Origin of the sequence: Collinsella bouchesdurhonensis (assembly GCF_900155365.1) — a bacterium.
Classification (GTDB): domain Bacteria; phylum Actinomycetota; class Coriobacteriia; order Coriobacteriales; family Coriobacteriaceae; genus Collinsella; species Collinsella bouchesdurhonensis.
Window position 1 is genome coordinate 231,232 of sequence record NZ_LT699739.1, and the last position, 23,867, is coordinate 255,098.

21 protein-coding genes are annotated in these 23,867 nt (G+C 54.1%); 20 read left to right on the plus strand and 1 reads right to left on the minus strand.

Annotated features, from left to right (window positions below; genetic code table 11):
• Positions 1 to 3 precede the first annotated feature (3 nt).
• The 20 genes from BQ9843_RS03015 to hflX all read left to right on the plus strand — a co-directional run bounded on the left by BQ9843_RS03015 (position 4) and on the right by hflX (position 23,166).
• Complete coding sequence (locus BQ9843_RS03015; RefSeq protein ID WP_040220419.1) at positions 4 to 381, plus strand: diacylglycerol kinase family protein; 378 nt, start codon at positions 4 to 6, stop codon at positions 379 to 381.
• A gap of 8 nt (positions 382 to 389) precedes the next feature.
• Positions 390 to 1,406 (plus strand): GTPase Era, encoded by a 1,017-nt coding sequence (gene era, locus BQ9843_RS03020; protein ID WP_075843837.1) that lies wholly within the window; start codon positions 390 to 392, stop codon positions 1,404 to 1,406.
• A gap of 3 nt (positions 1,407 to 1,409) precedes the next feature.
• Positions 1,410 to 2,162: a DNA repair protein RecO gene (recO, locus tag BQ9843_RS03025; RefSeq protein WP_075843838.1), complete on the plus strand. Its 753-nt coding sequence runs from the start codon at positions 1,410 to 1,412 to the stop codon at positions 2,160 to 2,162.
• 152 nt (positions 2,163 to 2,314) lie between these two features.
• Complete coding sequence (rpsO, locus tag BQ9843_RS03030) at positions 2,315 to 2,593, plus strand: 30S ribosomal protein S15 (protein ID WP_075843839.1); 279 nt, start codon at positions 2,315 to 2,317, stop codon at positions 2,591 to 2,593.
• 145 nt (positions 2,594 to 2,738) lie between these two features.
• Positions 2,739 to 4,985 carry a polyribonucleotide nucleotidyltransferase gene (locus tag BQ9843_RS03035; protein WP_075843840.1) on the plus strand — a complete coding sequence of 749 codons (2,247 nt, stop codon included), beginning with the start codon at positions 2,739 to 2,741 and terminating at the stop codon, positions 4,983 to 4,985.
• 227 nt (positions 4,986 to 5,212) lie between these two features.
• Positions 5,213 to 6,889: a ribonuclease J gene (locus BQ9843_RS03040; protein ID WP_040220425.1), complete on the plus strand. Its 1,677-nt coding sequence runs from the start codon at positions 5,213 to 5,215 to the stop codon at positions 6,887 to 6,889.
• 1 nt (position 6,890) lies between these two features.
• On the plus strand, positions 6,891 to 9,665 hold the full coding sequence (locus tag BQ9843_RS03045; protein ID WP_075843841.1) for an FtsK/SpoIIIE family DNA translocase: 2,775 nt from the start codon (positions 6,891 to 6,893) through the stop codon (positions 9,663 to 9,665).
• Positions 9,665 to 11,074, plus strand: a complete 1,410-nt coding sequence (locus BQ9843_RS03050) for a helix-turn-helix domain-containing protein (protein WP_083647895.1) — start codon at positions 9,665 to 9,667, stop codon at positions 11,072 to 11,074. Before BQ9843_RS03045 ends, BQ9843_RS03050 begins: the two co-directional genes overlap by 1 nt.
• Before the next feature lie 22 nt (positions 11,075 to 11,096).
• A complete protein-coding gene (locus tag BQ9843_RS03055; RefSeq protein ID WP_022387366.1) occupies positions 11,097 to 11,594 on the plus strand; it encodes a YajQ family cyclic di-GMP-binding protein in 498 nt (165 codons plus the stop codon).
• Between the two features lie 21 nt (positions 11,595 to 11,615).
• The gene (gene rimO, locus BQ9843_RS03060; protein ID WP_075843843.1) at positions 11,616 to 12,962 is read left to right on the plus strand and encodes a 30S ribosomal protein S12 methylthiotransferase RimO; all 1,347 of its coding nucleotides are present in this window, start codon (positions 11,616 to 11,618) and stop codon (positions 12,960 to 12,962) included.
• A gap of 97 nt (positions 12,963 to 13,059) precedes the next feature.
• The gene (pgsA, locus tag BQ9843_RS03065) at positions 13,060 to 13,584 is read left to right on the plus strand and encodes a CDP-diacylglycerol--glycerol-3-phosphate 3-phosphatidyltransferase (RefSeq protein WP_374699844.1); all 525 of its coding nucleotides are present in this window, start codon (positions 13,060 to 13,062) and stop codon (positions 13,582 to 13,584) included.
• 17 nt (positions 13,585 to 13,601) lie between these two features.
• The gene (locus BQ9843_RS03070) at positions 13,602 to 14,114 is read left to right on the plus strand and encodes a CinA family protein (RefSeq protein WP_230205564.1); all 513 of its coding nucleotides are present in this window, start codon (positions 13,602 to 13,604) and stop codon (positions 14,112 to 14,114) included.
• Between the two features lie 313 nt (positions 14,115 to 14,427).
• A complete protein-coding gene (gene recA / locus BQ9843_RS03075) occupies positions 14,428 to 15,564 on the plus strand; it encodes a recombinase RecA (RefSeq protein ID WP_075843844.1) in 1,137 nt (378 codons plus the stop codon).
• A 99-nt stretch (positions 15,565 to 15,663) separates the two neighbouring features.
• Entirely contained in the window at positions 15,664 to 16,257 is a 594-nt protein-coding gene (locus BQ9843_RS03080) for a regulatory protein RecX (RefSeq protein ID WP_083647927.1), read from the plus strand.
• 239 nt (positions 16,258 to 16,496) lie between these two features.
• Positions 16,497 to 18,047 carry a ribonuclease Y gene (rny, locus tag BQ9843_RS03085; RefSeq protein WP_075844107.1) on the plus strand — a complete coding sequence of 517 codons (1,551 nt, stop codon included), beginning with the start codon at positions 16,497 to 16,499 and terminating at the stop codon, positions 18,045 to 18,047.
• A gap of 1 nt (position 18,048) precedes the next feature.
• Complete coding sequence (locus BQ9843_RS03090) at positions 18,049 to 19,134, plus strand: ATP-binding protein (RefSeq protein WP_075843845.1); 1,086 nt, start codon at positions 18,049 to 18,051, stop codon at positions 19,132 to 19,134.
• Between the two features lie 77 nt (positions 19,135 to 19,211).
• Positions 19,212 to 19,532 (plus strand): stage V sporulation protein S, encoded by a 321-nt coding sequence (locus BQ9843_RS03095; RefSeq protein ID WP_022387374.1) that lies wholly within the window; start codon positions 19,212 to 19,214, stop codon positions 19,530 to 19,532.
• 3 nt (positions 19,533 to 19,535) lie between these two features.
• Complete coding sequence (gene miaB, locus BQ9843_RS03100; RefSeq protein WP_040220433.1) at positions 19,536 to 20,894, plus strand: tRNA (N6-isopentenyl adenosine(37)-C2)-methylthiotransferase MiaB; 1,359 nt, start codon at positions 19,536 to 19,538, stop codon at positions 20,892 to 20,894.
• On the plus strand, positions 20,891 to 21,832 hold the full coding sequence (gene miaA, locus BQ9843_RS03105; RefSeq protein WP_230205566.1) for a tRNA (adenosine(37)-N6)-dimethylallyltransferase MiaA: 942 nt from the start codon (positions 20,891 to 20,893) through the stop codon (positions 21,830 to 21,832). The genes miaB and miaA overlap by 4 nt, the downstream gene beginning before the upstream one ends.
• Positions 21,829 to 23,166: a GTPase HflX gene (hflX, locus tag BQ9843_RS03110; protein ID WP_075843846.1), complete on the plus strand. Its 1,338-nt coding sequence runs from the start codon at positions 21,829 to 21,831 to the stop codon at positions 23,164 to 23,166. The genes miaA and hflX overlap by 4 nt, the downstream gene beginning before the upstream one ends.
• Here hflX and BQ9843_RS03115 read toward each other — a convergent pair.
• Positions 23,149 to 23,865, minus strand: coding sequence for a heparan-alpha-glucosaminide N-acetyltransferase (locus BQ9843_RS03115; RefSeq protein ID WP_052445307.1), 717 nt, complete (start codon positions 23,863 to 23,865; stop codon positions 23,149 to 23,151). The two genes, hflX and BQ9843_RS03115, sit on opposite strands and share 18 nt — an antisense overlap.
• Between the last annotated feature and the right edge of the window lie 2 nt (positions 23,866 to 23,867).

The window sequence follows — 23,867 nt, forward strand, 5'->3', positions numbered from 1 at the left end:
CCCATGATCCCCGGTTCTTCCAAGGACCATCCGTCGTTTGTCCGTTCATTTGGGTACGCCATCGAGGGGTTTATTACTGCGGTGCGCACGGAGCGCAACATCAACGTGATGCTGCTCGTTGGCGCCTTAACCGTCATCGCGGGCCTTGTTATCGGCCTTGACCTTGCCTCGTGGTGTATTATCGCTATTTGCTGCGGACTTGTTATTCATGCGGAGCTGTGCAATACCGCTATCGAGGCCGTTGTCGATCTTGCCACGAGCGAGATGCATCCTTTGGCAAAACGCGCCAAGGATATCGCCGCGGCTTCGGTGTATGTGTTGTCGATTACCGCTGCCGTTGTGGGCATTCTCGTGTTCGCTCACGCCCTACACCTGATTTAGGAGTTCTCATGTCTGATATTGAAGAGTTCGATCCCTTTGAGGACCTGAGCGACGACGAACTCGATGCCCTGCTCGCGCAGGGTGCTGGTTTTGATGGTATCGACACCGAGGAAGCTCCTGCTGCGGATCGCGCGCAAGGCTTCCGAAGTGGTTTTGTCGCGCTGGTTGGTCGTCCGAATGCGGGCAAATCGACTCTGATGAACGCGTGCTATGGTCAAAAGGTAGCCATCACCTCGCCGGTGGCTCAAACGACCCGCCGACGCATGCGTGCCGTCGTCAATCGTCCGGGCTATCAGCTTGTCTTTGTGGATACCCCCGGTATCCACAAGCCTAAAGACGGTTTGGGCTCCGAGCTCAATCGCAGCGCCTTGTCCGAGCTCAATGATGTCGACGTCGTGTGTTTCACCCTTGATGCCACTAAGCCATTTGGGCGCGGAGATGCCTGGGTTGCGGAAAAGGTCAAGCAGTCTTCTGCTCACAAGGTGCTCGTTATCACTAAGGCCGATCGCGCCGATCAGGCTCAGGTCATGGCTCAAATCGATGCGGCCCGCGAGGAGGTTGACTTCGAAGACGTCATCGTAACCTCGGCCAACGAGCGCTTCAATGTTGATGAGTTCGTTGACTTGCTATGCTCCTATCTTCCCGAGGGACCCATGTGGTTCCCGGAGGGAATGGGAACCGATACCACCGATGAAGTTCAGGTTGCCGAGTTCGTGCGCGAGAAGGTGCTGCTTCACACGCGCGAAGAAATTCCGCATTCTGTAGGCGTTATCTGCGATTATTTTGAGCGTACAAAGAAAGTCGTGCGCATTCATGCCACCATCTTTGTCGAACGCGATGGACAAAAAGGCATCATCATCGGCCATAAGGGCGAGATGATCAAGCGTATCGGAACCGATGCTCGTTTGGATTTGGAGCGACTTTTTGATTCCAAGGTGTTCTTGGAGTTGGACGTCAAGGTCAAGGCGGGCTGGCGTGATGATGCTGCGCAGATTCGTCGCTTCGGATATGCGGCTGACGAGTAGTTCTTGGCGGGCGGAAAGACATATCGTGTATCTGCAATCGTCCTCGATAAGGTGAAACTCAAAGAGTGTGACCTTATCCTGACGCTCCTTGCTTCTGATGGTCGGCAGCTTCAGGCAGTTGCAAAGGGGGCTCGTAAACCGGGCGGACGGCTGGCTGCACGTTCTGAGCTTTTTTGCACCGTTGACCTTTTGCTTGCCCGTGGCCGCTCGTTGGATATCATCTCTCAGGCCGAGTTGCTGGAAGCGCCTTTGGGGGCGGGTCCCGACTACGCACGGCTTATGGCGGCGAGTGCGGTGGTAGAAGTCGCCAAGCGCTGCTCATTTGAGGACGCCGAGGATCGATATATCTTTCCCATTACTCAGCGCGCTTTGGAGCTTTTGGGTTCGCCGCAGCTCGATGAGGTCCATCTCGATCTTTTGCTAGCGGCGTACGTATTCAAACTCCTGTCGCATATCGGCTATCGACCTGATTTTTCGGCGTGCGTATCTTGCGGTGACCCTGCACTTTCCTACTTCTCACCGCTTGCGGGTGGACTCCTGTGCGCCTCGTGCGCGGCGAGCGTTCCTGCGGCGGAGCCTGTCGACGCCGCGGCCGTTAACTGGCTGCGCTCGCTCATTGCCTTGCGTTTCGACGAACTGGCCAAAGTCGATATCGATGCCTCGACGGCGTCGATGCTTCTTTCATTTGCTCACCTATGGGCGGCTACGCACCTCGATTGTCGCCTTCGTGCGCTTGAGTTCGCTTTGGGCAGGTAGGGAAGTACATGTGCAGTTTGTGCGAAGGACCGCGGCTGTGCTACTATATCGACCTGTTGGTACCCCGATCTTGGATGCACGCATCACCGGCGGCTTCCCAGCCCGGGGCGAATCGAGGCTTTGATTGCAAAGCCGTAAACGAAAGGTGAAACATGACTGTTTCCAAGGAGCGCAAGGCCGAGCTCACCGCTCAGTTCGGCAACACCCCCGTCGACACTGGTAACCCCAAGGTCCAGGTTGCCATCCTCACCGAGCGCATCAAGGAGCTCACCGAGCACATGAAGAGCCACCAGAAGGACTTCCACACCCGTCGTGGTCTGCTCATGCTCGTCGGCCGTCGCCGTCGTCTTCTCTCCTATATCAAGAAGAACGACATCTTCGAGTATCGTGCCCTCATCAAGGAGCTCGGTATTCGCGACAACATCCAGTAGGGTTGTGCATGTGAGGAGCGTACCTTCCGGTGCGCTCCTTTTTGTGTGAGGAGCCGGCACAAGTCGGCTCTTACGCTGTTGAACCATAGGGGTTCGACATGATTGTCCCGTGGGCAACGTGGCTTACGGAGATGAAGGAGAAATAATGGCATTGGTATCTAAGACGTTTGAGCTGTATGGCAAGACGTACACCTTCGAAGCGGGCGAGCTCGCCAAGCAGGCGACTGGTGCTGCCCTCATCAAGCAGGGCGACACTACCGTGTTGCTTACGGCGGTGGTGTCCAAGGAGCGCAAGAACTACGACTTCTTCCCGCTCACCGTCGATTTCAACGAGAAGATGTACGCTGCCGGCCGCATTCCGGGCGGCTACCTCAAGCGCGAGGGTCGTCCCAGCGAGAAGGCTACGCTTACCGCCCGCATGATCGACCGCCCTCTGCGCCCGAGCTTCCCCGATGGTTTCCGCAACGAGGTCCAGGTTGTCGCGACCTCTCTTGTGGCCGATCAGTCCAACCCCTGCGACGTTATCTGCGTGATGGGCGCCTCTTTGGCCCTTTCGCTCGGCGGCGTGCCCTTCGAGGGCCCGCTTGCCTGCGTGCGCATTGGCCGCAATCGCGAGACCGGCGAGTTCTTGGTCAATCCCACCTATGAGGAGCGCGAGAATTCCGATCTTGATCTTGAGCTCGGCGGCACCCGCGACTTCATCTCCATGGTCGAGGCCGGAGCCGAGGAGGTTACCGAGGAGGACATGCTGGCCGCCATGCAGTTTGGCCAGGAAGCCCTCGGTGCTTTCTGCGATGCTCAGCTTCAGTTTATCGAGGAGTATGAGCGCGTCAACGGCGCCATCGTCAAGAAGGAGTATCCGCTCGACGAGCCCGTTGCCGAGGTGCACGATCGCATCTTTGCTCACTACGACGAGATGGCCGCTGCTCTGTGCGATGCCGACAAGCTCTCCCGTATGGCCAAGGTCGACGCGGTGAAACAGGCCATCGTTGCCGAGTTCACCGAGGAAGAGCAGGTCGAGTGGGAGCGCGAGATTCCCGTCAACCTCAAGAAGCTTGAGAAGCAGGCTATGCGCACGATGGTCGTCGAGACCGGTGAGCGCGTCGACGGTCGTGCTGCCGATGAGATCCGTCCCATCATGGTCAAGGACAACTACCTGCCCCTCGTCCATGGCTCCGGCCTGTTCCAGCGCGGTCAGACCCAGGTTCTCTCCGTGCTTTCCCTTGGCATGCTCAACGAGGGTCAGCGTCTCGATACCATCGAGCCCGTCGAGGGCAAGCGCTACATGCATCACTACAACTTCCCGCCCTTCTGTACGGGCGAGACCGGTCGCATCGGTAGCCCCAAGCGTCGCGAGATCGGTCACGGCAACCTTGCCGAGCGCGCTTTGCTTCCCGTTTTGCCCGACGAGAACGAGTTCCCCTACGCTATTCGCGTGGTCTCCGAGGTCATGGAATCCAACGGTTCTTCTTCCATGGCTTCCACCTGCGGCAGCTGCCTTGCCCTTATGGACGGTGGCGTGCCCTTGAAGCGCCCCGTTTCCGGTATCGCTATGGGTCTGATCCAGGAGGAGGGCAAGACCGTTGTCCTCTCCGATATCCAGGGCATCGAGGACTTCCTCGGCGACATGGACTTTAAGGTGACCGGTACCGAGCGCGGCATCACGGCTCTTCAGATGGACAACAAGGCCACTGGCTTGACCTTCGACATCCTGCGTCGTGCTCTCGAGCAGGCCAAGGAGGGTCGTGCGTTCATTCTCGATAAGATGCTCCAGGTTATCCCCGAGCCTCGCCATGAGACTCGCCCCACCGCTCCTCGTATCGCTTCCCTGCAGGTTCCTGTCGATAAGATCCGCGACGTCATCGGTAGCGGCGGCAAGGTCATTCGCGGCATTCAGGATGAGACCGGCGCCTCCGTGGACATCCAGGAGGACGGTACCGTTTATGTCGGCGGTACGGGCGACTCCGTCGATGCCGCTGTCGAGCGTATCAAGCTCATCATCAAGGTTCCCGAGCCCGGTGAGGAGTACACTGGTCGCGTTGTCTCCATCCAGCCGTTTGGCGCCTTTGTTTCCCTGCTTCCGGGCAAAGACGGCCTGCTTCACATCTCTCGTGTCGCCCAGGGCCGCGTCGATAAGGTTGAGGATGTTCTCAACGTGGGCGACGAGGTCAAGGTCCGTGTGCTCGAGGTTGATGAGCGCGGCAAGATTTCTCTCGATCGCATCGATAAGCCCGAGGCTCCCGAGGGTTCTGCGCCTTCGCATGCCGAGCGTCGCGAGCGCACTGATCGCCCTGCGCGCCAGCGTCGTGACCGTGAAGGCGGACGCAGCCATCGCGCTCCCGGCGACCATGGCCAGGGCCGCACCCCGCGCCGTCATCATGAGGCTGAGTAGTTAACTTTCTCTCTGATTTATTCAAGGCATCCGCCACGTGCGGATGCCTTTTTTGTTGAACAGTTCATATAGCAATGTGGTGTATGAGGCACGAAAGCGGCTGCTTGTTGGTATACTGGAATGCCGACTTCGTCTCTTTATTTCTCATTTCGTTTTTATCTGCAAGGTACGACGGCATTGCTGTCGAGTTTTTATTTCGTTTTCGAAGAAAGGATTTCGCAAAACACATGACGACAACAAAAAAGAATGCAGCTCCGCTCAAGATCATTCCCTTGGGCGGCCTTGACGGTATCGGCAAGAACATGACCGTTTTCGAGTGCGGTTCGGACATGGTTCTTGTCGATGCGGGCTTGATGTTCCCCGACGATTCTCAGCCCGGTATCGACCTTGTTCTTCCCGACTATACCTACGTCCTCGAAAACGAGGATAAGCTTCGTGGCATCATCATCACCCATGGCCATGAGGACCACACCGGCTCCTTGCCCTATTTGCTGCAAGACCTAAACAATAAGGTTCCTATTTTCTCCAGCAAGCTTACTTTGGGCTTTGTGGAGGGCAAGCTTTCCGAGTTCCGCATTCGCGCTCCTAAGTTCCGTGAGGTGAACGATGGCTCTCATATCACGCTCGGGTGCATGACAATCGATTTCTTCTCTATGACCCACTCGATTCCGGGTGCTCTTGGCGTCTTTATCAAAACTCCGCAGGGTACAGTGCTTCATACAGGAGACTTTAAGCTCGATCAGACGCCTATCGACGGTGTCAGGCCCAATTACGGCGCTATTACCCGTTTTGCCAAAAGCGGTATCGACCTGCTTCTTTCGGACTCGACCAACGCCACCGTTCCTGGATTCACGAAGTCTGAGGCCGAAGTCGGACCCTCCCTCTACGAGGTTATTAAAAACGCCAAGGGCCGCGTATTCGTGGCTTCCTTCTCCAGCCATATCCATCGTTTGCAGCAGATCTGCAACGCTGCTCGCGCCTGTCGCCGAAAGATCGTGGTGACGGGGCGCTCAATGCTTACGAACACGCGCGTTGCTCGTGAGCTTGGCTATCTCGATATTGAGGAGAAAGACCTCATCGACGCCTATGAGCTCTCTGGCGTACCCGATCGTCAGGTCCTCGTTATGTGCACCGGTTCTCAGGGAGAGCCGCTTTCCGCTCTTTCGCGCATGGCGAACGGCGAGCATAAGACGCTTTCTATTCATGAGGGAGATACCGTTATCATCTCGGCTACTCCCGTTCCCGGCAACGAGAAGGCCGTTCAGCAGGTCATCAATAGCTTGGCCAAGCTCGGCTGCGATGTTTACGACAAGTCTCGTCGCCTGGTTCACGTCTCCGGCCACGGTAGCCAGGAGGAGCTCAAGCTCATGCTTGCCATGACGCATCCTAGCTATTTCATGCCTGTCCACGGTGAGGCTGTTCACCTGCGCGCCCATGCCGGTCTCGCTAGGAAAATGGGTATCCCCGAGGAGCGCATTTTCATCATGGATAATGGCGATACGCTCGAGATGCGTGACGGCAAGGTAAAGCGCGGCCGTTCTGTCGAGTCTGGCGTTGTATACGTCGACGGTCTTCGTATCGGCGATACCGATCCGATTGTCCTTCGCGACCGCCAAAAGCTTGCTAACGACGGTATGGTCACCATCGTTGCGACCATGTCTCAAAAACATAAGAGGATCGAGGGCGTCGAGCTTTCCGCTCGTGGCGTTTCGTTCACGATTGATGACGAATTTACCGCCGATGCCACCGACGCCATTTTGAAGATGGTCGAGAAGGGTTCGTTCAACTTTACGAGCAGCGGTACCGACGCGCTTCGTAAGGCTGTCCGAGACTCCATCTCCAACTTCATTTGGAACCGCACCAAGACCCGTCCGATGATCATTCCGGTTGTCATGGAGGTCTAGGTTGGCTCGTTCCGGCAGCAAGACAAATACGGCGAAGGGCAATGCTTCGAAGAAGGCTTCACTTCGCGCAAATGAGCAGCGCGAAGAGGTCTATGTTGAGGCTGAGCCCCTTGCAGGCGATGGCGCAAATCGCGATATTGCGGGCGTTATCTTGGCAATTGTCGCCATCGCTTCGTTTATCGCTGTGGTGACTCCTGCAACGGCTCCTGTCACGCAGGCTGTTGCAGCGTTCTATCACCTGGGCTTTGGCCTGGGTGCATATGTGCTGCCGCTTGCCCTTTTGGCTGCATCTGCTCTTGTCTTTTTGCGCGATCGTGCGGTTGTTCCCGCGAGGACGTGCGTCGGTCTTGTCTTGATCTTCGTCTCTGTCATCTCCATGCTTTCCCTAGCTGTGCCGCATACCTCACTTTCCACGGCAGGCATGTTTGAGCCGGACGTCTTGGCATCCTCGGGTGGTTATGTCGGTGCGTTTGTGGCAAGCGCGCTGCAGATGTCGGTGGGAAAGACCATCGGCTATGTTGTGCTTGTCGGTGTTTTGATGTTGGGCTTTGTTATCCTGGGCTTTTCGATTAGCTCGCTCGTGCGCGGTGCTTCCGAGCGTGCGCAGGAGTTTGTTCAGCGCAAGCACGTTGACGCTAACGAGACCCCCTGGGGTGATGCTGCTGCGGCACAGCGTGCTTCCCAGGCTGCGGCCAATCTCGGGGGCGTGGCTGCTGCAAGTGAGTCTGCTTCTGCCTCGAAGCTTTTTGATGCAGCTGGAGCGGCGGAAACAACCTTCCTAGGCGATCGTGCTAAGACGACGTTGCTTTCGGGCGAGCCTGATGATGCGGATGAAGATCCTTTTGTCGACCTGTCTGAACAGCTCGCTGCCGAGCGCGCCCAAACGACGCTCATTCCCGTGAAAGAGCGTTTTGTCGATGTCACCGACGAGGTCGATGCCATGCCTCCTGCTCCCGTGCCGCCGATTGTCCCCATGACGACGGTCGATGTTATTTCGGACGCTGCTGCCAAGCTCGCCGATTCCCCTAAGTCTGATGAGCCCTCTGAGCAGAGCGTCACGGCTGCCGAGCTGTCCGCAGCTTCCGTTGCCACTGTTGTGACCCCCGAAGGCAGCAAACCCATACCCGATTTCTTGATGGCTGCGGGCACTTCTGGCTCCCATGCTCCTTCTGCGCCATCTGGCCCTGTCGAAGAGGTCCCATCGGACATGCCGGCCGCAAAAGCTGCTTCAAAGCCATCGCTTTCTGCTGCAGCAAGCCAGGGGACTACTGTTTCTGCCGGTACTGATGGCGAGCGTCAGCTTCCTTCGGTGTCTATACTTCGGCATAACCCGGCGTCTGCCACCTCTGCTTCCTCGGCGAAGGAGCTTGAGCAGACTGCGGCGGCGCTTCAGTCGACGTTGGGCGAGTTTGGTCTTCATTCGCGTGTTGTTGGCTGGATTTCCGGACCGACGGTCACGACCTTTAAGGTGCAGCCCGGTGAGGGCGAGCGCGTGAGCCGAATTTCCAATCTGGAAGACGACATCGCGCTTTCCCTTGCATCCACTGCTGTGCGTATTTTCGCTCCTATTCCGGGTACGTCGCTTGTCGGAATCGAGATTCCCAACCGCACGCGTCAAAATGTCAATTTGGGCGATGTCTTGCCTTATGTTACGGGCGGACCGCTTGAGCTCGCTATTGGCCGCGATGCTGAGGGTGCTCCTATCGTGGCAGATTTGGCCAAGATGCCGCATCTGCTTATCGCAGGCACCACTGGCTCGGGTAAGTCGGTCATGATCAACTCCATCGTCATGAGCCTTCTTATGCGGACGTTTCCCGAGGATGTTCGCTTAATCATGGTCGATCCTAAGCGCGTTGAGCTTGCGGGCTATAACGGTTTGCCGCATCTGTATGTCCCTGTTGTGACCGAGCCCAAGCAGGCTGCGAGTGCTCTTCAATGGGCGGTTTCTGAGATGGAGCGCCGCCTTAAGGTCTTTGAGCGCATCGGTGTTCGCAAGATCTCTACCTTTAATGAGAAGCAGGCTGCGGGCGAGTTCGAGCACTACGACAATCCGCCTGCCAAGATGCCGTATCTCGTTATCATCATCGACGAGCTCTCCGACCTCATGATGGTTGCTGGAAAAGATGTTGAGGCTTCCATTGTTCGCATTGCTCAGCTTGGACGCGCTGCCGGTATCCACCTTATCGTTGCTACGCAGCGCCCCTCGTCTAATGTCGTTACCGGTCTGATCAAGGCTAATATCACGAACCGAATTGCCTTTAACGTGGCAACCGGTATCGACTCACGCGTCATTATCGATCAGACGGGCGCCGAGAAACTTACCGGTTATGGCGACATGCTTTTTTCTAAGGTCGATTGGGGCAAGCCAAAACGTATCCAGGGATGCTTTGTATCCGATGACGAGATCAACCAGGTTGTTGAATTCGTTAAAAGCCAGGGCGAGGCCGACTATCATGAGGAGATTCTCTCTGCTGTAACACCGGCGACCGTGGTGGGCGGAGCTTCCCATGAGCCCTCTGACGACGATCCGCTTATCTGGGAGGCGGCGCATATCGTCGTCGAGTCTCAGCTTGGCTCCACCTCGGGATTGCAGCGCAGGCTTAAGGTCGGGTATGCGCGCGCGGGTCGTATTATGGATATGCTTGAAGAAAAAGGCGTTGTCGGTCCCCCCGATGGGTCTAAACCGCGCGAGGTCCTTCTTGACGAGGAAGGTCTTGCCGAACTTGAATCGGTCGAAGCTCGTATGAGCATGGACACTGATTTGGAGGGCTTCTAATGTCGAGTCGATTTGGAGGGATGCTTCGCGAACGTCGCCGCTCGTTGGGTCTCTCCATTCAACAGGTTGCCAATACAATCAAGATTCGTCCTCAAATCATCGAGTTTTTTGAGAACGGGGACTTTACCTCCATGCCGCCGCGCGGATATGCCCAGGGCATGATTTCGAGTTATGCACGTTATTTGGGCCTCAATCCCCGTGACGTTGTGAACGCTTATTTTGACGAACTCTATATTTTTGAGAATTCCGACGAGGGTCGTGCAGGCTCATATCATGAGCCCCCTGCGCTTGTTTCCACAAGAAGCAACCCCGTATCCACGCGTTTTATGGTTGTCGATGGTTCCCCCGCGCCTTCTTCTTCGTCTTCGCGTTTTGGACAGCGCCCGCCGCAAGCAGGGTATGTTTCCGATACCACAACGGGGCATCAATCTCTTCGCGTGGGCGGAAACAGCCGCCGCAGACGCGCTCTTCCGCCTTCGAACGCAGCTGGTTATGGAGAGCGCGATGGCTATTCATCTGATCCTTCGGTAACGGCTCGCATGCCCGTCAATTCCCGTTCTGGATATCGCACCTCTCATTCCTCTCGTTCTCGTGGACAGCGCTCCGACTCACGGCGTCCGACGGGGCGCAACCGTGACCCTCGCTCGCTCAATCAACGGGGCCAGGGGAGGGGGGCGGCCTCAAATGGTCGTCGCGGCTACTCCTCCACTGCTTCTTCCTCGCGTTCTGGTTACGGACGCGGGCAGCGCCGAGGGTACGAGAGGCGTCCTTCATCTCCACTTGAGGTGCTGATGTCCAATCCCCGCATGTTGATGGCGGTCCTTGGTGTTGCGGCCCTGCTTATTATCGTGCTGCTGGTTTCTTTGATTCGCGGATGTACATCGCGGTCGGATCAGCCGGTGTCTTCGCTTCCGGCGGCTTCGGTCGATGCAGGTTCTGCGTCTTCTGCTTCTTCCACCAAGAAGAAGGTCGATGCCGCAGATTCCGATTCGAAGGGTTCCGACACCGATTCTTCTGGTGACAATGCATCCTCAGATGCGGCCGATGATGACAAAACTGGCAGTGCATCGGGTGTCGTCGAGCAAAAGGTCGTCAAGATTTCTCTTGCAAAGGGGAAGACCTCTTGGATTGAGGTCAAGGTCGACGGCGTTTCTCAATATGCCGATACTCCCGTTGGTCCCTACGAGGCGGAATACACTCCCACTAAGTCGATTGAAATTACCGTCGATAACCCGAGCGATGTTCAGGTTACCGAAAATGGCGATAAGGTCCGTTGGGACAGCAAGACTTCCGGTGTTGGCCGTGTGACTATCACGGTTTCTCAAACCCCCTCGCCTTCTGCCGCAACCGATGAGACCACGTCTTCCGATTCCGACGACTCCTCCTCCGATTCTGATACCTCTAACTAGCATCTGATTGAAAGGTTGAACAATGGCTAAAGATTCGAGCTTCGATGTTGTTTCCGAAGTAAATATGCAGGAAGTGGATAACGCTTATCAGCAATGTGCCCGCGAGATCACGCAGCGTTATGACCTTAAGGATTCCGGCGCCACTATCGATTTGTCGAAGGGCGATAAGCTCTTTACGATCGTCGCTCCCGCCGATTTTGTTGCCCGTCAGATTACCGACGTGCTCAACTCGAAACTCATTAAGCGTGGCATCGACCTGAAGAGCATTTCGTGGGATGCTCCCCAGACGGCTTCGGGCGGTTCGGTGCGTGTTCTCGGTCATATCGTCGAAGGCATCGATCAGCCTACGGCCAAGAAGATCAACAAGGACATTAAGGATCGCAAACTTAAGGTCAAAGTCGTTATCGATGCCGATAAGTTGCGTGTGACCTCTGCCTCGAAAGACGCCCTGCAAGAAGTCATTGCTTTCCTTCGTGATCAGGACTATGGTCAGCCTTTGCAGTTCACCAATTATCGCTAATGACCGCTAAGAGGGGTTTTCTTGTCTACTGAGTCTTTTGATACGTCCGTTCTTTATGTGACGTTGGGTTGCGCCAAAAACGAAGTCGATACCGACCGTATGCGTTCGCTGCTGAGTGCTGCCGGATACGGTGAGGCAACGGATGCGCAATCTGCCGACGTTGTCATTATCAACACGTGCTCATTTCTTGCTTCTGCAACATCCGAGAGCATCGAGACGACGCTGCAGCTAGCGGAGGAAGTCTCCGATGGTATCCGCAATGCGCCTATCGTAATGTGCGGCTGCGTCCCATCACGTTACGGAAGCGATCTTCCCAACGAGCTTCCCGAGGTAGCGGCATTTGTTCGCACCGATGAGGAGGATGGCATCGTTGCGGTTGTCGATGAGGTGACCGGAACGGTTCGCTCGGGTACGGCTATGCTTCCTTCCATTAAGCGTACGGTGGAAGGAACCGTTGCTTACCTTAAGATTTCCGATGGCTGCGACCGTTTCTGCAGCTTTTGCGCCATTCCCTATATTCGAGGACGCTACCATTCGCGCTCGGCTGTATCGATTCTCGAGGAAGCCAAGTCGCTTGTCGCCGGTGGCGTTCGTGAGCTTGTCCTCATCGGCCAGGATACAGGCATTTGGGGTGAGGATTTCGATCAGACGGTCGAAGGACCCCATACCCTTGCCGAGCTTTTAATTGAGCTTGCAGAGGCGGTTCGTCCGGAGTCCGTTTGGATTCGTGTCCTCTATCTTCAGCCCGAAGGTATGACCGATGAGCTAATCGCGACGATTCGCGATACGCCTGAAGTGCTGCCCTATATTGATATTCCTGTTCAGCACTGCTGTGAGCGCGTTCTTTCTGCCATGAATCGTTCTGGTTCTGAAGAAGAGCTCGAGGCGCTCTTTGCGCGCCTGCGTCGTGAGATTCCCGATATGGTCATTAGGACCACGTATCTCACGGCATTCCCCGGTGAGACCGAGGACGAGGTTGACGCGATGCTTGATTTTATGGATCGCGTTGGCTTTGATTACACGAGCGTTTTCCCGTATTCTCCCGAGGAGGGAACACGCGCGTGCGAGATGCCCGATCAAATTGACGAGACCACGAAGGTGGAGCGTACCCAGCGCGCAATCGACCTTGCTGAATCTCTTGGATTTGCCGCTACTGCATCTCATGTGGGCGAGACTTCGCTGGTTATCGTCGATGGTGTCGAAGAGGGCGAGGATGGCCCCGAGCTTATCGGACACGCATGGTTCCAAGCCCCCGATTGCGATGGCGCTGTCCATTTGGATATCACCGATGCCACTGTTGGCGATGTTTTGAACGTCCGTTTTGTCGATAGCTTCTGTTATGAGCTCGTTGGAGAGGTAGTTGAGTAGAAATATCATGGCCGATGCATCTAACAAGCAACTGAACAGCATTTGGACGCCGGCAAATGTCATCACGTGCGTTCGAATTCTCTTTATTCCGCTTTTTATGGCTCTCGCGCTGCTTTCGCATCACGGAGCCTTGGATTTCGATCCGGCTCTATCCCTTGCTGCGTTCGTGCTCTACATGCTTTTGAGTCTTACCGACAAGGTGGATGGCTATCTTGCTCGCTCTCGCAACGAGATTACCGATTTTGGCAAGTTTCTTGACCCCATTGCAGATAAGCTGCTGGTTTTCTCCGCATTGCTCATTTTGCTGCAGCAAAATACAGTGAATATCTGGTTCGTTTTTATTATTCTGCTGCGCGAGTTTCTCGTGAGCGCACTTCGAATGGTCGCGAGCGCCAATGGAGTGGTTGTCGCCGCAGATAAGCTCGGCAAGTGGAAGACTGCCACTACTATGGTGTCGTTGTGCGGATACCTCCTTTCCTTCGTGCTGTTTGCCTACGGTGTCTCCTTTGCATCCATGCTTTTGATCTTTTCGCAGGCGCTCATGGTTATCGCGGTCTTTTTGACTGTGGTTTCCGGCCTGCAGTATTTTTGGAATTGTCGCAAGGTCGTTTTTCGCGTTTAGAGGGGACCTGGTGCGCCGTGTGCGCCTCAATTGCTCTGGAACAACTTCAGCTTGATATCGATGATGTTGCGCTTCGTCTTGTTCGTTTAGCCACAGAGCGCGGCGTCACGCTCTGTTGTGCCGAATCCCTGACGGCCGGTATGGTGTCTTCGAATATCGCTTCCGTCCCTGGTGCCTCTGCTGTGCTTTTGGGCGGCGCGGTAACGTATACCAATCAGATTAAAGAGCACCTGCTTTCGGTTTCCGAAAAGACGATTCAAGAGGTCACAGAGGTTTCTTTTGAGGTTGCCCAGCAGATGGCTTCGGGGGCCCGTTCGCTTTTTAGCTCTGATTATGCCGTAAGTCTCACAGGCTATGCCGGTCCTGGCGGCGGCACGGATACGAATCCGGTGGGCACCGTTTATATTGGTCTTTGCTCCCCCCAGGCCGTATCTTCCAAGCGTTTCGTCTTTTCCGGCAATCGTCAAGAGGTTCGTTTTCGGGCCTGCTTAGAGGCTCTGCGCATGCTGGTTGATGCGCTTGAACGATAGCTATTTGTTTCTTTCGTCAGATTTTGCATTGCATATGAGAATAATGCGGCGTCACGTATGTGGCGTCGTATTGCTATTCCCCTTTTCGTATCTTTAAATTAGCCAATTTAGCTGGTGTTTTTGCTGTTATGAGAAGCTTTTGGGGCGTCTGTAAGAATTCTGTTTGAGATTAGGGATTTTTCGCGGCATATTTGTTGGAGATTGCGGAAAAGATGGGGAATGCCAGCTCCTAGTATGCGTTGTAGAGTGGCTTGACCACGAACAGCTGTTCGGATATAGTCATTAACGGCAAAAAATGCAGTAAGGAGTCCCCATGGCAAAGAATTCTGGTCCCGTACGCACCGTGCATGAGCGTACCTATGGAGTCGAGCGCGATAAGATGGTCGAGGTTACAAAGGCCGAGATCGAAAAGAAGTTCGGGACTGGTTCTATTATGCGCTATGGCGATGGGGGTCCCCAGCTCGAGGTGGAGGCCATTCCGACGGGTTCACTTGCATTGGATGCGGCCTTGGGCATTGGCGGTGTTCCTCGCGGCCGTATCGTAGAGATTTATGGTCCCGAGTCTTCTGGTAAGACCACCCTTTCTCTTGAGATTCTTGCAGAGGCTCAAGCTGCCGGCGGTGTCGTTGCATTCATCGATGCCGAGCACGCTTTGGACCCCACCTATGCCGCCCGTATTGGAGTCGATATCGACGAAGTCTTGATTTCTCAGCCTGATACCGGTGAGCAGGCTCTCGAAATCTGCGATATGCTCGTTCGCTCCGGCGCTATCGACGTCGTCGTTATCGACTCCGTAGCAGCTCTTGTCCCCCGTGCGGAAATCGAAGGCGAGATCGGCGATTCTTCCGTAGGCCTTCAGGCTCGCTTAATGAGTCAGGCACTTCGCAAGCTCGCCGGCTCGCTTGCTAAATCTAATACGACCTGCATTTTCATCAATCAGCTTCGTGAGAAGATCGGTGTTATGTTCGGTAACCCCGAAACAACGACGGGCGGCCGAGCCCTGAAGTTCTTCTCTTCCGTTCGTATCGATATTCGACGCATCGATAGCATCAAAGATGGTAACGAGATTATCGGTAACCGCGTTCGCACCAAGATTGTAAAGAATAAGGTTGCGGCTCCTTTTAAGTCTGCAGAGTTTGACATCATGTACGGTACGGGCATCTCCAAAGAGGGCTCGATTCTCGATATGGGCGTTGAGTACGGCATCGTGAGAAAGTCCGGCGCCTGGTATGCCTATGAAGCCGACCGTTTGGGTCAGGGCCGTGAGGCGGCAAAGGATTTCTTGCGTAAGAATCCTGCCCTGTCTGAGGAGATTGAGCATAAAGTTCGCGTTGCCTGTGGCCTCGAATTCGATGATGAGCCCACTGGTGAGGCCGTTGACCCTTCGGAATTGGGCGAGGGCATTGTTGGCGATGCAAATGCGGGTTCTTCCGCCCTCGATGTGGAATAGCCCAGGGATCCCAAGGTGTCAGAAGTTATCGGAATTGATACCGTCTTGCCCGATCGGAAGGAGAAAAAGCGTCTCGCGGCTTTTAGCTCAAAAAAGCCCATGGCTTCGGTTTCCCTTTCATTGGATAACGGTGCCTGTCGTGAAATCGTCGTGCCCGAGCGCGTTGGCAGGCTCTTGATTAAAGATGCGTTTTCGCTTCCCCTTCCCGAGGAGGATGCCTTTGACGCGATTCATGAACTTGAATATCGCGTCTGCTTTGCTCAGCTCACCGACATGCTTTCTCGAAGGGACTATTCATCAGGTGAGCTCGATAGCAAGCTGAGGGCCTACGGTTATCGTGCTATCGAGATCGATCGCGCTCTTCGTGTTGCACGTGATAAACGATATCTGGATGACATGCGTTTCACGACCACATTCATTCAGCAGCGAATTGCCCGCGGGTGGGGGAGGCGCAAGATTGAGCTTGAACTCCGACGACGCCAGATAGATGTCAACGATATTGAAGGATATCCCGAGGCTTTTTTTGACGAGGACGAAGATTTCCAACGCGCTCTAGAAACTCTCGAAAAAAAGCGTGTTCCCGATGTCCGCCCGCAAGAAAAGCTCACTCGGTTCCTTGTTTCACGTGGGTTTTCGTATCAGGTTGCGCGAGCTGCGACGTCTGTAAGACTGGAGGGGGAGAGCGCTTCCTAAGCGATGCCGATCGATGCGTCCTTTACTAGTTTTACGTCGGGTCACGTTGACATAATCCACGTGAAAACGTAGGATTATATGGTCATTTGTTATGTGATGCTCACTCATCTTTGATGAGATTGTATATGGCAATTTTCATAATTCATACTGGGTGGATTCTCCCTAGCAAATGTCGGCGCTGCTCTTCGGGCAGTGCCTTTCCTTATGTAGAAAAGTTAATTGAAGGAGTTGAAATGGGCATGGAGGTTATCGTTGGCATCGCTTGCCTTGTTATCGGTGCGGTAATTGCCACGGTCGCCATGCGCAGCGCTAAAAACGGAAGCCTTCGAGAGGCGGACTCAAAGATTCAGTCTGCTCACGAAGAGGCAAAAACCGTCATCAGCGATGCGAAGCGCACGGCAGAGACGCTGAAGAAAGAGGCTCTCCTCGAGGCTAAAGAGGAGATTATTCAGCATAAGCAGGCAGCGGAAAACGAAGAAAAGCAGCGCAAGCGCGAGCTTCGCACGCTTGAGAACCGCGTGATGCAGCGCGAGGAGTCTCTCGATCGCCGTAATGACGCTCTTGATAAGCGCGAGCATCAACTCTCGAGCCAGGCTGGTCAAATTGAAAAGCGCTCTCGTGAGCTTGATGATTTGGTTGCCAAGCAAACAACCGAGCTTGAGCGTATCTCCGAGTTGACGCGCGACGATGCGCATCGTGAGCTTCTCGACAAGGTTCGCGGTGAGGTTACCCATGAGGCGGCAACCATTATCCGTGAGTCCGAGCAGCAGGTCCGCGCAGAATGTCACAAGACCGCTCAGGAGATTATCTCCCTTGCTATCCAGCGTTGCGCTGCCGACCATACGGCGGAGGTCACCGTTACTTCGGTGCACATTCCTTCCGATGATCTTAAGGGTAGGATTATCGGTCGCGAGGGTCGTAACATCCGTACGTTTGAGCAGGTTTCTGGTGTCAATCTTGTTATCGATGACACTCCTGAGACCGTCGTTCTTTCGAGCTTTGATCCGGTTCGACGCGAGACCGCTCGTGTCGCTCTCGAGAATTTGATTGCAGATGGTCGTATCCATCCTGCGCGTATCGAGGAGATGTACAACAAGGCCGCAGATCTGGTTCAGCAGCGTGTGCGCGAGGCTGGCGAGCAGGCTGCTTTTGATGCCGGCATCCACGATCTGCACCCTGAGCTCATCAAGACGCTCGGTGCCCTGCGCTATCGTACTTCGTTTGGTCAAAACGTCCTTCAGCATTCGCTCGAGGTTTCCGACATGTGCTCAATCATGGCGTCCGAGCTTGGCGTTGACCCTTATGCCGCCAAGCGCGCAGGCCTTCTGCACGACCTTGGCAAGGCAATCGATCATGATGTCGAGGGTCCCCACGCTGTGATCGGTGCTGATCTTGCCCGCCGTTATGGCGAAAAGCCCGCCATCGTTCACGCCATTGAGGCTCACCATGCCGACGTTGAGCCTAACTCGGTTCTCGCTGTGCTGGTGCAGGCTGCCGACGCTGTTTCTGCATCTCGCCCCGGTGCTCGTCGCGAGTCTGCCGAAAACTACATTAAGCGTCTTGAGAAGCTCGAGGAGATCGCTAACGCTCATGAAGGCGTTGAGCGTACGTATGCCATGCAGGCCGGCCGTGAGGTTCACGTCATGGTTCAGCCTGACAAGATTTCCGACGCACAGTCCACGGTTCTTGCTCATGATATCGCCCATCAGATCGAGGAGGAAATGGAATATCCCGGTCAGGTGCGCGTCGTGGTGATTCGCGAGAGCCGCGCTGTAGATATTGCGAAATAACATGAGCGATACGAACGAACTCATTTCATTTATTGCCTCGATGTCTGGTGAGGGTAACCTTCGCGTCGAGGAAAACCTGGGTGAGGGGTTCGTTCGTCTTCGCGTTTCTGAGGCCGAGCGCCGTCAAGCCAAGCATGATATTCAGCATGTTGAAGACATCGTTATCGAGATGCTTCGCAATGCGCGTGATGCGGGTGCTACGAGAATCTATGTAGCAACGTTTAAGGAAGAGGGGATGCGCTCTCTTCTGTTTCTCGACAACGGCTGCGGTGTGCCCGAAGATATGCGTGATCGTATTTTCGATGCTCGCGTCACCTCAAAGCTCGAATCGATGAAGATGGACCGCTGGGGTGTTCATGGGCGCGGCATGGCCCTGTTTTCCATTCGGCAGAATGTTGACGACGTCGAGGTCGTTGCTTCAGGCAAGGACCTCGGCTCTTCTTTTAAGGTTCTAGTCAACACGAACGTTCTTAATGAACGCGCTGATCAATCTTCGTGGCCTATCGCCTCAAAAGACGAAACGGGTGCATATCGTTGTGCTCGCGGACCTCATAATATCTTGCGGACCGTCTGCGATTTTTCGCTCGAAGAAATGCATGGGTGCGATGTCTTTATTGGCAGCCCCACAGAAATCGCTGCCACGCTTTATTCTCATGCTCGTGGTGAGCTCGATGCGTCTCGGCTTCTCTTTTTAGATAATGAGTCGACCCTTCCCGTTACAACGCGTTTGGGGTTTGCTGCGGATGCTGCAGAGTTTATGCGTATTGCAGAAACAATCGGCATTGATATTTCCGAGCGAACGGCTCACCGCATTCTTTCTGGTGCGATTGCACCGCTTCGAAGCGCCTTGTCGCGTTTGTTGCGCGAACGCGACGGTAATGCGCCGCGTTTAAACGAAGTCGACCTAGTAAAAGACCGACGTGGACTCAAAATCGCTCCAGATGATCTTTCTCGATTCTCGCGTGACGTTGAGCGATGCTTTGAGGATTTGGCGCAACGTTACTATCTCAATATGGCGGGCGATCCCAAGATTCGCGTTATGAAAGATAGGATCACGGTTTCATTCCCCATTGAAAAGGGCGAATAGCCCTTGTGGCCTTTCGGCTCATGCGTTAAAGTCATTTCATACTCAAAACATGCCACCTTAGCAGGAGAAACGTAGCAATGGAATTCTTGAAGGTCTCAAGCAAGTCTTCCCCCGCATCAGTTGCCGGCGCCATTGCCGGAATGGTAAAAGACGGAGTTCCCGTCAATATGCAGTGCGTTGGCGCCGGAGCGGTTAATCAGGCGATTAAAGCTATCGCAATCGCGCGTGGATTCCTTATTCCCACCGGTTTTGATATTTCATGTGCGCCTGTGTTCTCAGATATTCTTATCAATGGCGAGTCCCGTACGGCGATTCGTCTTTCTGTTTACGTACATCATGTCTCCGTGCACGCTTCTGACATGGATGGCTATGTCGACGATGTGCAACAAGTAGGGTAGGTCATGTCTCTTTCACAACTTAACGGCAAAACGTATCTGATCAAGACGTTTGGTTGCCAGATGAATATGCACGACTCTGAGCGTGTGAGCGGTCTGTTGGACTCTTGTGGCTGTTTGGAGGTTGCCACCCCCGAGGAAGCCGACATTGTTGTTTTTATGACCTGCTGTGTTCGCGAGGCTGCCGATACGAGGCTTTACGGGCAATGCCTGTCTTGCAAGAGCCTACCTGCTCCTCCGTCCGGAAAGCGCGTAATTGCCGTTGGCGGCTGCATTGCCCAGCGTGATGGGGAAGGTCTTTTAACCAATCTGGATAACGTTGACGTTGTCTTTGGCACGCATAGTATCGCTCATGTTGGCGATTTGATAGCCCAGGCCTTTGACGATGGCAACCATCATGTTCGCTGTGAGGAGCATGAAGAGAACCCAGCGACTACGATGCCCTGGCATCGTGCCACCTCTTATCATGCCTGGGTTCCCATCATGACGGGCTGTAATAATTTTTGCTCATATTGCATTGTGCCCTACGTGCGTGGTCGCGAAAAGAGCCGTCCATTCGATGAGATTGTGGACGAAGTAACCGCTCTATCTCGCATGGGCGTGCGTGAAGTGACCCTTTTGGGACAAAACGTTAACTCTTATGGTCGTGATCTGTTCGGTTCGCCTCGTTTTGCTGAGCTGCTTCGCCGTGTTGGCGATACGGGCATCGAGCGTATCTTCTTCACTTCTTCTCATCCCAAGGATCTGTTGCCTGAGACTATCGATGCCATGGCAGAGGTTCCTGCCGTTATGCCGCAGCTCCATCTTGCTGTGCAGTCTGGTTCGTCTCGAATTCTCAAGCTCATGAACAGGCGCTATACACGTGAGTCTTATCTTGACCTGATTGAGCGCGTGCGGGACCGTATTCCCGACATTGCTCTTTCGACTGATATCATTGTGGGCTTCCCGGGCGAGACCGAGGAAGATTTTGAGCAGACCCTCTCCTTGGCCGAGACCGTTCGTTACGCTCAGGCATATACGTTCATCTATTCCAAGCGCCCTGGAACGCCGGCAGCCGAGATCGATGATCCTACGCCGCGCGAGGTTATTCTGGAGCGATTCAATCGACTCGTTCATGTTGTCGAAACCACGGCGAACGAGTTCAACCAGCACGATCTTCATCGTGTGGTGCCTGCACTCATTGAGGGCACCTCGAAGAAGAACGCATCCATCTTGATGGGGAAGAGTGCAAAAAACCAAACGGTTCACGCGCCTATTCCTGCTGGTTATTCAATTGATCAGCTTGTGGGCAAAATCGTTGATGTTGATGTCGATGTCGCGCGCACTTGGTATCTTTCCGGCACGGTGACCGGCGATCCGCGATGAGTCTCGATTCCTTGCTGGCTCACGTTATTGTAATTGCCGGTCCCACCGCTGTGGGAAAAAGTGCTACTGCCGACTGTCTTGCGCAGCGCTGGGATACTGAGGTCCTTTCGGCGGATGCTATGCAGGTCTATACGGGGATGGATATCGGTACTGCAAAGACGCCCGTTGACGAACGACCCGTTCCGCTTAGGCTTGTCGACATTGTTTCCCCCACCACTGCCTATTCCGCAGCGCTGTACCAACACGATGCTCGTGCGCTCATTGATGAGAAACAGCAAAGGGGGGATGTAGCGCTGATGTGCGGTGGTACAGGACTGTATATTAATGCCGCCCTCGATGACATGCGTTTTCCATCAGGGGAGTTTGAAGACGAGCGCCGCCTTGCCTATCAAGAACTTGCCAGTTCAATGGGCTACGACTATATGCATCGGCTTCTTGCGCAGCGCGATCCCAAAAGTGCCGAGGTCATACATCCGCATAATGTTCGTCGTGTCATTCGCGCCCTTGAAATGGCTGATGACGGCTTGTGCTATGCCGATCAGAAAGTCGGATTTTCGACGCCTAAGGAATGCTATCCCTCTATGCGCTTCTGTCTTTCCATGAATCGCGAGGAGCTTTATCGACGCATCGACACGCGTGTTGATGTGATGATTGAGCTCGGTCTTGTTGATGAGGTTAAGCATCTCTTGGAGATGGGGCTGCAGCGCGATTCCACTGCCTCCCAGGCCATCGGCTATAAGGAGATTCTTCAGTATCTCAATGGCGAATTGTCGCTTGATGAGGCAATTGAGCTGATCAAGCGTGGTTCGCGTAGATATGCGAAGCGCCAACTTTCATGGTTTAGGCGCGACACGCGTTACCATTGGATTGAGGTTGATGGCCTTTCCGCGTCAGATACTGCCGATGAGGTGCAGAGGCTTATTGAGGGTGCCGCGTGAGTCGATTTTCTTTTTTGTCTACAGAGCTCGAACCTGAACGTGTTTTACTTGTTGGGGTTGATTTTCGAAATGGCGCCTGGCCGGTAGACCGCTCGCTCGATGAGCTTGAGCGGCTTGCTCATACTGCTGGCGCTCTCACTGTTGGTCGCGTTGTCCAGCGGCTCGATAAGCCCATTCCGAAATCTTTTATTGGATCTGGTAAGGTCGAAGAGGTCCGTCGGCTTGTCGCTGCTCTTGATGTCAATACGGTTATTTTCGATGATGATTTGACGCCTGCTCAGCAAAGTCATCTGGAGAAAACGATTGGTGAGCCTACTAAGATTATCGACCGCACGGCTTTGATTTTGGATATTTTCGGCCTGCATGCTAAAACGCGTGAGGGGCGTATCCAAGTTCAACTCGCGCAGCTTCAGTATCTTTTACCCCGACTTAGGGGCATGTGGTCCCATCTTGCCAAAGAGCAGACTCGTGGTGGCATTGGAAGCCGCTTTGGCCAGGGTGAAAGTCAGCTTGAGGTTGACAGGCGCTTGATTCGCAACAAGATTGTCTCTTTGAGGCGCGAGCTTAATGGTTTAGAAAAGCGCCGTTCTGTTCAGACCAAAAGCAGGAAAGAGTCTACTGCGTTTAGGGTTGCACTTGCGGGCTATACGAATGCTGGAAAGTCGACGTTGCTTAATGCATTGACTGATGCGGGTGTTCTTTCAGAAGATAAGTTATTTGCAACGCTCGATCCAACCACTCGCTCCTATAGTCTTCCCGGCGGTCGCGTTGTTACCATTACCGATACGGTCGGATTTATCCAAAAACTGCCCCATGGCCTCGTCGAGGCGTTTAAATCGACGCTTGCTGAGGTTCTTGAAGCAGATCTAATTCTAAAAATCGTTGACTATTCCGATGAGGATGCTGATTTGCATCTAGAAGCGGTTAATCGAGTGCTCGATGAAATCGGCGCCGGTGAACAGCTTTCCGTTACGGTGAATAATAAATGTGACCGTTTTGAAGCGTCCTATGTCCACGCTCTCGAATCGCGCTATCCAGATCAGGTATTTTGCTCTGCCTATACTGGCTATGGTATAGATTCCCTTATTGATACCTTAGCTCTTCGTGCCTCTGCTTCCGATCAGTTGCTCACGGTGATGCTGCCCTATGCAAATGCGTCGCTGCGCGCTCAAATCCATGAGCAGGGAGTGATCTTGAATGAAGAGTTTATTCCTGAAGGCATGCTTATCACAGCAAAGGTTCCTTCTAAGCTAGCTGGCCTTTTGCGTCAGTATGAACAGGGACCCGCAGGCAAGGCAGAGTGCGAGAGTCTCCCGTTAGCTACCGAAGATTAGCTCCAGGGCCAATAGTGCAAGGGGTTGATGGATGAGGTAGATCAGCAGGCTTTTTGTACCAATCCATTCTAGGAGCCGGCTCCATCTCCTTGTTGCCCACGAAGGGTATTCTTTTGCCCTTTCATCAAATAGACGAGCGCATCCTGCTCCTACCGTATACATAAAGAAATACGGTATCAATGGATAATAGTCCCCTGACATAAAAGTGGGGGAGGGAAAGCCAAGCCAGGCGAGATGTTCTATCGGATAGGTTACTCGTGGAATTTGATATGTAAGGAAAAAAGCTGCAAGAGCTACTATCGTTATGAGCAGCGGATGGGGCGTTTTGATTTTTTCGAAGCACGCAAAAAGAAGCGTCGAGGCACCCATGCAGAATAAAATTCCATAGGTAACGGGCGTGTCGACGCTGGCAACACTTGTGGCTATCCATACAAGAAGAGCCATAGCGGAATATAGAAGGCCTCGCTTTAGGTTATTTCTCGAAAAAGACGTGGACCATCCAGCAAGAAATAGAAAAGTCCAGCTGATGGAGCATCGCCAGATATCTTGAAAAGAGCCTAAGGTGAACCAGTTCATGGGCAAGGCGTAGAGATAGGCCAAGTCATAGCAGATATGAAAAGACACCATAGAGATGATGGTTAATCCTCGGATGTCGTCAATGATATGGATTCTGCCTTGGGAACTGAGCGTTTTTTCCATTG

Bases quoted from the DNA above. Each gene is read 5' to 3' on its own strand.
- BQ9843_RS03080 (WP_083647927.1), top strand. From the start codon at position 15,664: ATGGCTTCGGTTTCCCTTTCATTGGATAACGGTGCCTGTCGTGAAATC.
- BQ9843_RS03040 (WP_040220425.1), top strand. From the start codon at position 5,213: ATGACGACAACAAAAAAGAATGCAGCTCCGCTCAAGATCATTCCCTTG.
- recA (WP_075843844.1), top strand. From the start codon at position 14,428: ATGGCAAAGAATTCTGGTCCCGTACGCACCGTGCATGAGCGTACCTAT.
- rpsO (WP_075843839.1), top strand. From the start codon at position 2,315: ATGACTGTTTCCAAGGAGCGCAAGGCCGAGCTCACCGCTCAGTTCGGC.
- BQ9843_RS03095 (WP_022387374.1), top strand. From the start codon at position 19,212: ATGGAATTCTTGAAGGTCTCAAGCAAGTCTTCCCCCGCATCAGTTGCC.
- BQ9843_RS03015 (WP_040220419.1), top strand. From the start codon at position 4: ATGATCCCCGGTTCTTCCAAGGACCATCCGTCGTTTGTCCGTTCATTT.
- BQ9843_RS03055 (WP_022387366.1), top strand. From the start codon at position 11,097: ATGGCTAAAGATTCGAGCTTCGATGTTGTTTCCGAAGTAAATATGCAG.
- BQ9843_RS03050 (WP_083647895.1), top strand. From the start codon at position 9,665: ATGTCGAGTCGATTTGGAGGGATGCTTCGCGAACGTCGCCGCTCGTTG.
- BQ9843_RS03090 (WP_075843845.1), top strand. From the start codon at position 18,049: ATGAGCGATACGAACGAACTCATTTCATTTATTGCCTCGATGTCTGGT.
- miaA (WP_230205566.1), top strand. From the start codon at position 20,891: ATGAGTCTCGATTCCTTGCTGGCTCACGTTATTGTAATTGCCGGTCCC.
- rny (WP_075844107.1), top strand. From the start codon at position 16,497: ATGGAGGTTATCGTTGGCATCGCTTGCCTTGTTATCGGTGCGGTAATT.
- BQ9843_RS03115 (WP_052445307.1), bottom strand. From the start codon at position 23,865: ATGGAAAAAACGCTCAGTTCCCAAGGCAGAATCCATATCATTGACGAC.
- miaB (WP_040220433.1), top strand. From the start codon at position 19,536: ATGTCTCTTTCACAACTTAACGGCAAAACGTATCTGATCAAGACGTTT.
- BQ9843_RS03035 (WP_075843840.1), top strand. From the start codon at position 2,739: ATGGCATTGGTATCTAAGACGTTTGAGCTGTATGGCAAGACGTACACC.
- pgsA (WP_374699844.1), top strand. From the start codon at position 13,060: ATGGCTCTCGCGCTGCTTTCGCATCACGGAGCCTTGGATTTCGATCCG.
- era (WP_075843837.1), top strand. From the start codon at position 390: ATGTCTGATATTGAAGAGTTCGATCCCTTTGAGGACCTGAGCGACGAC.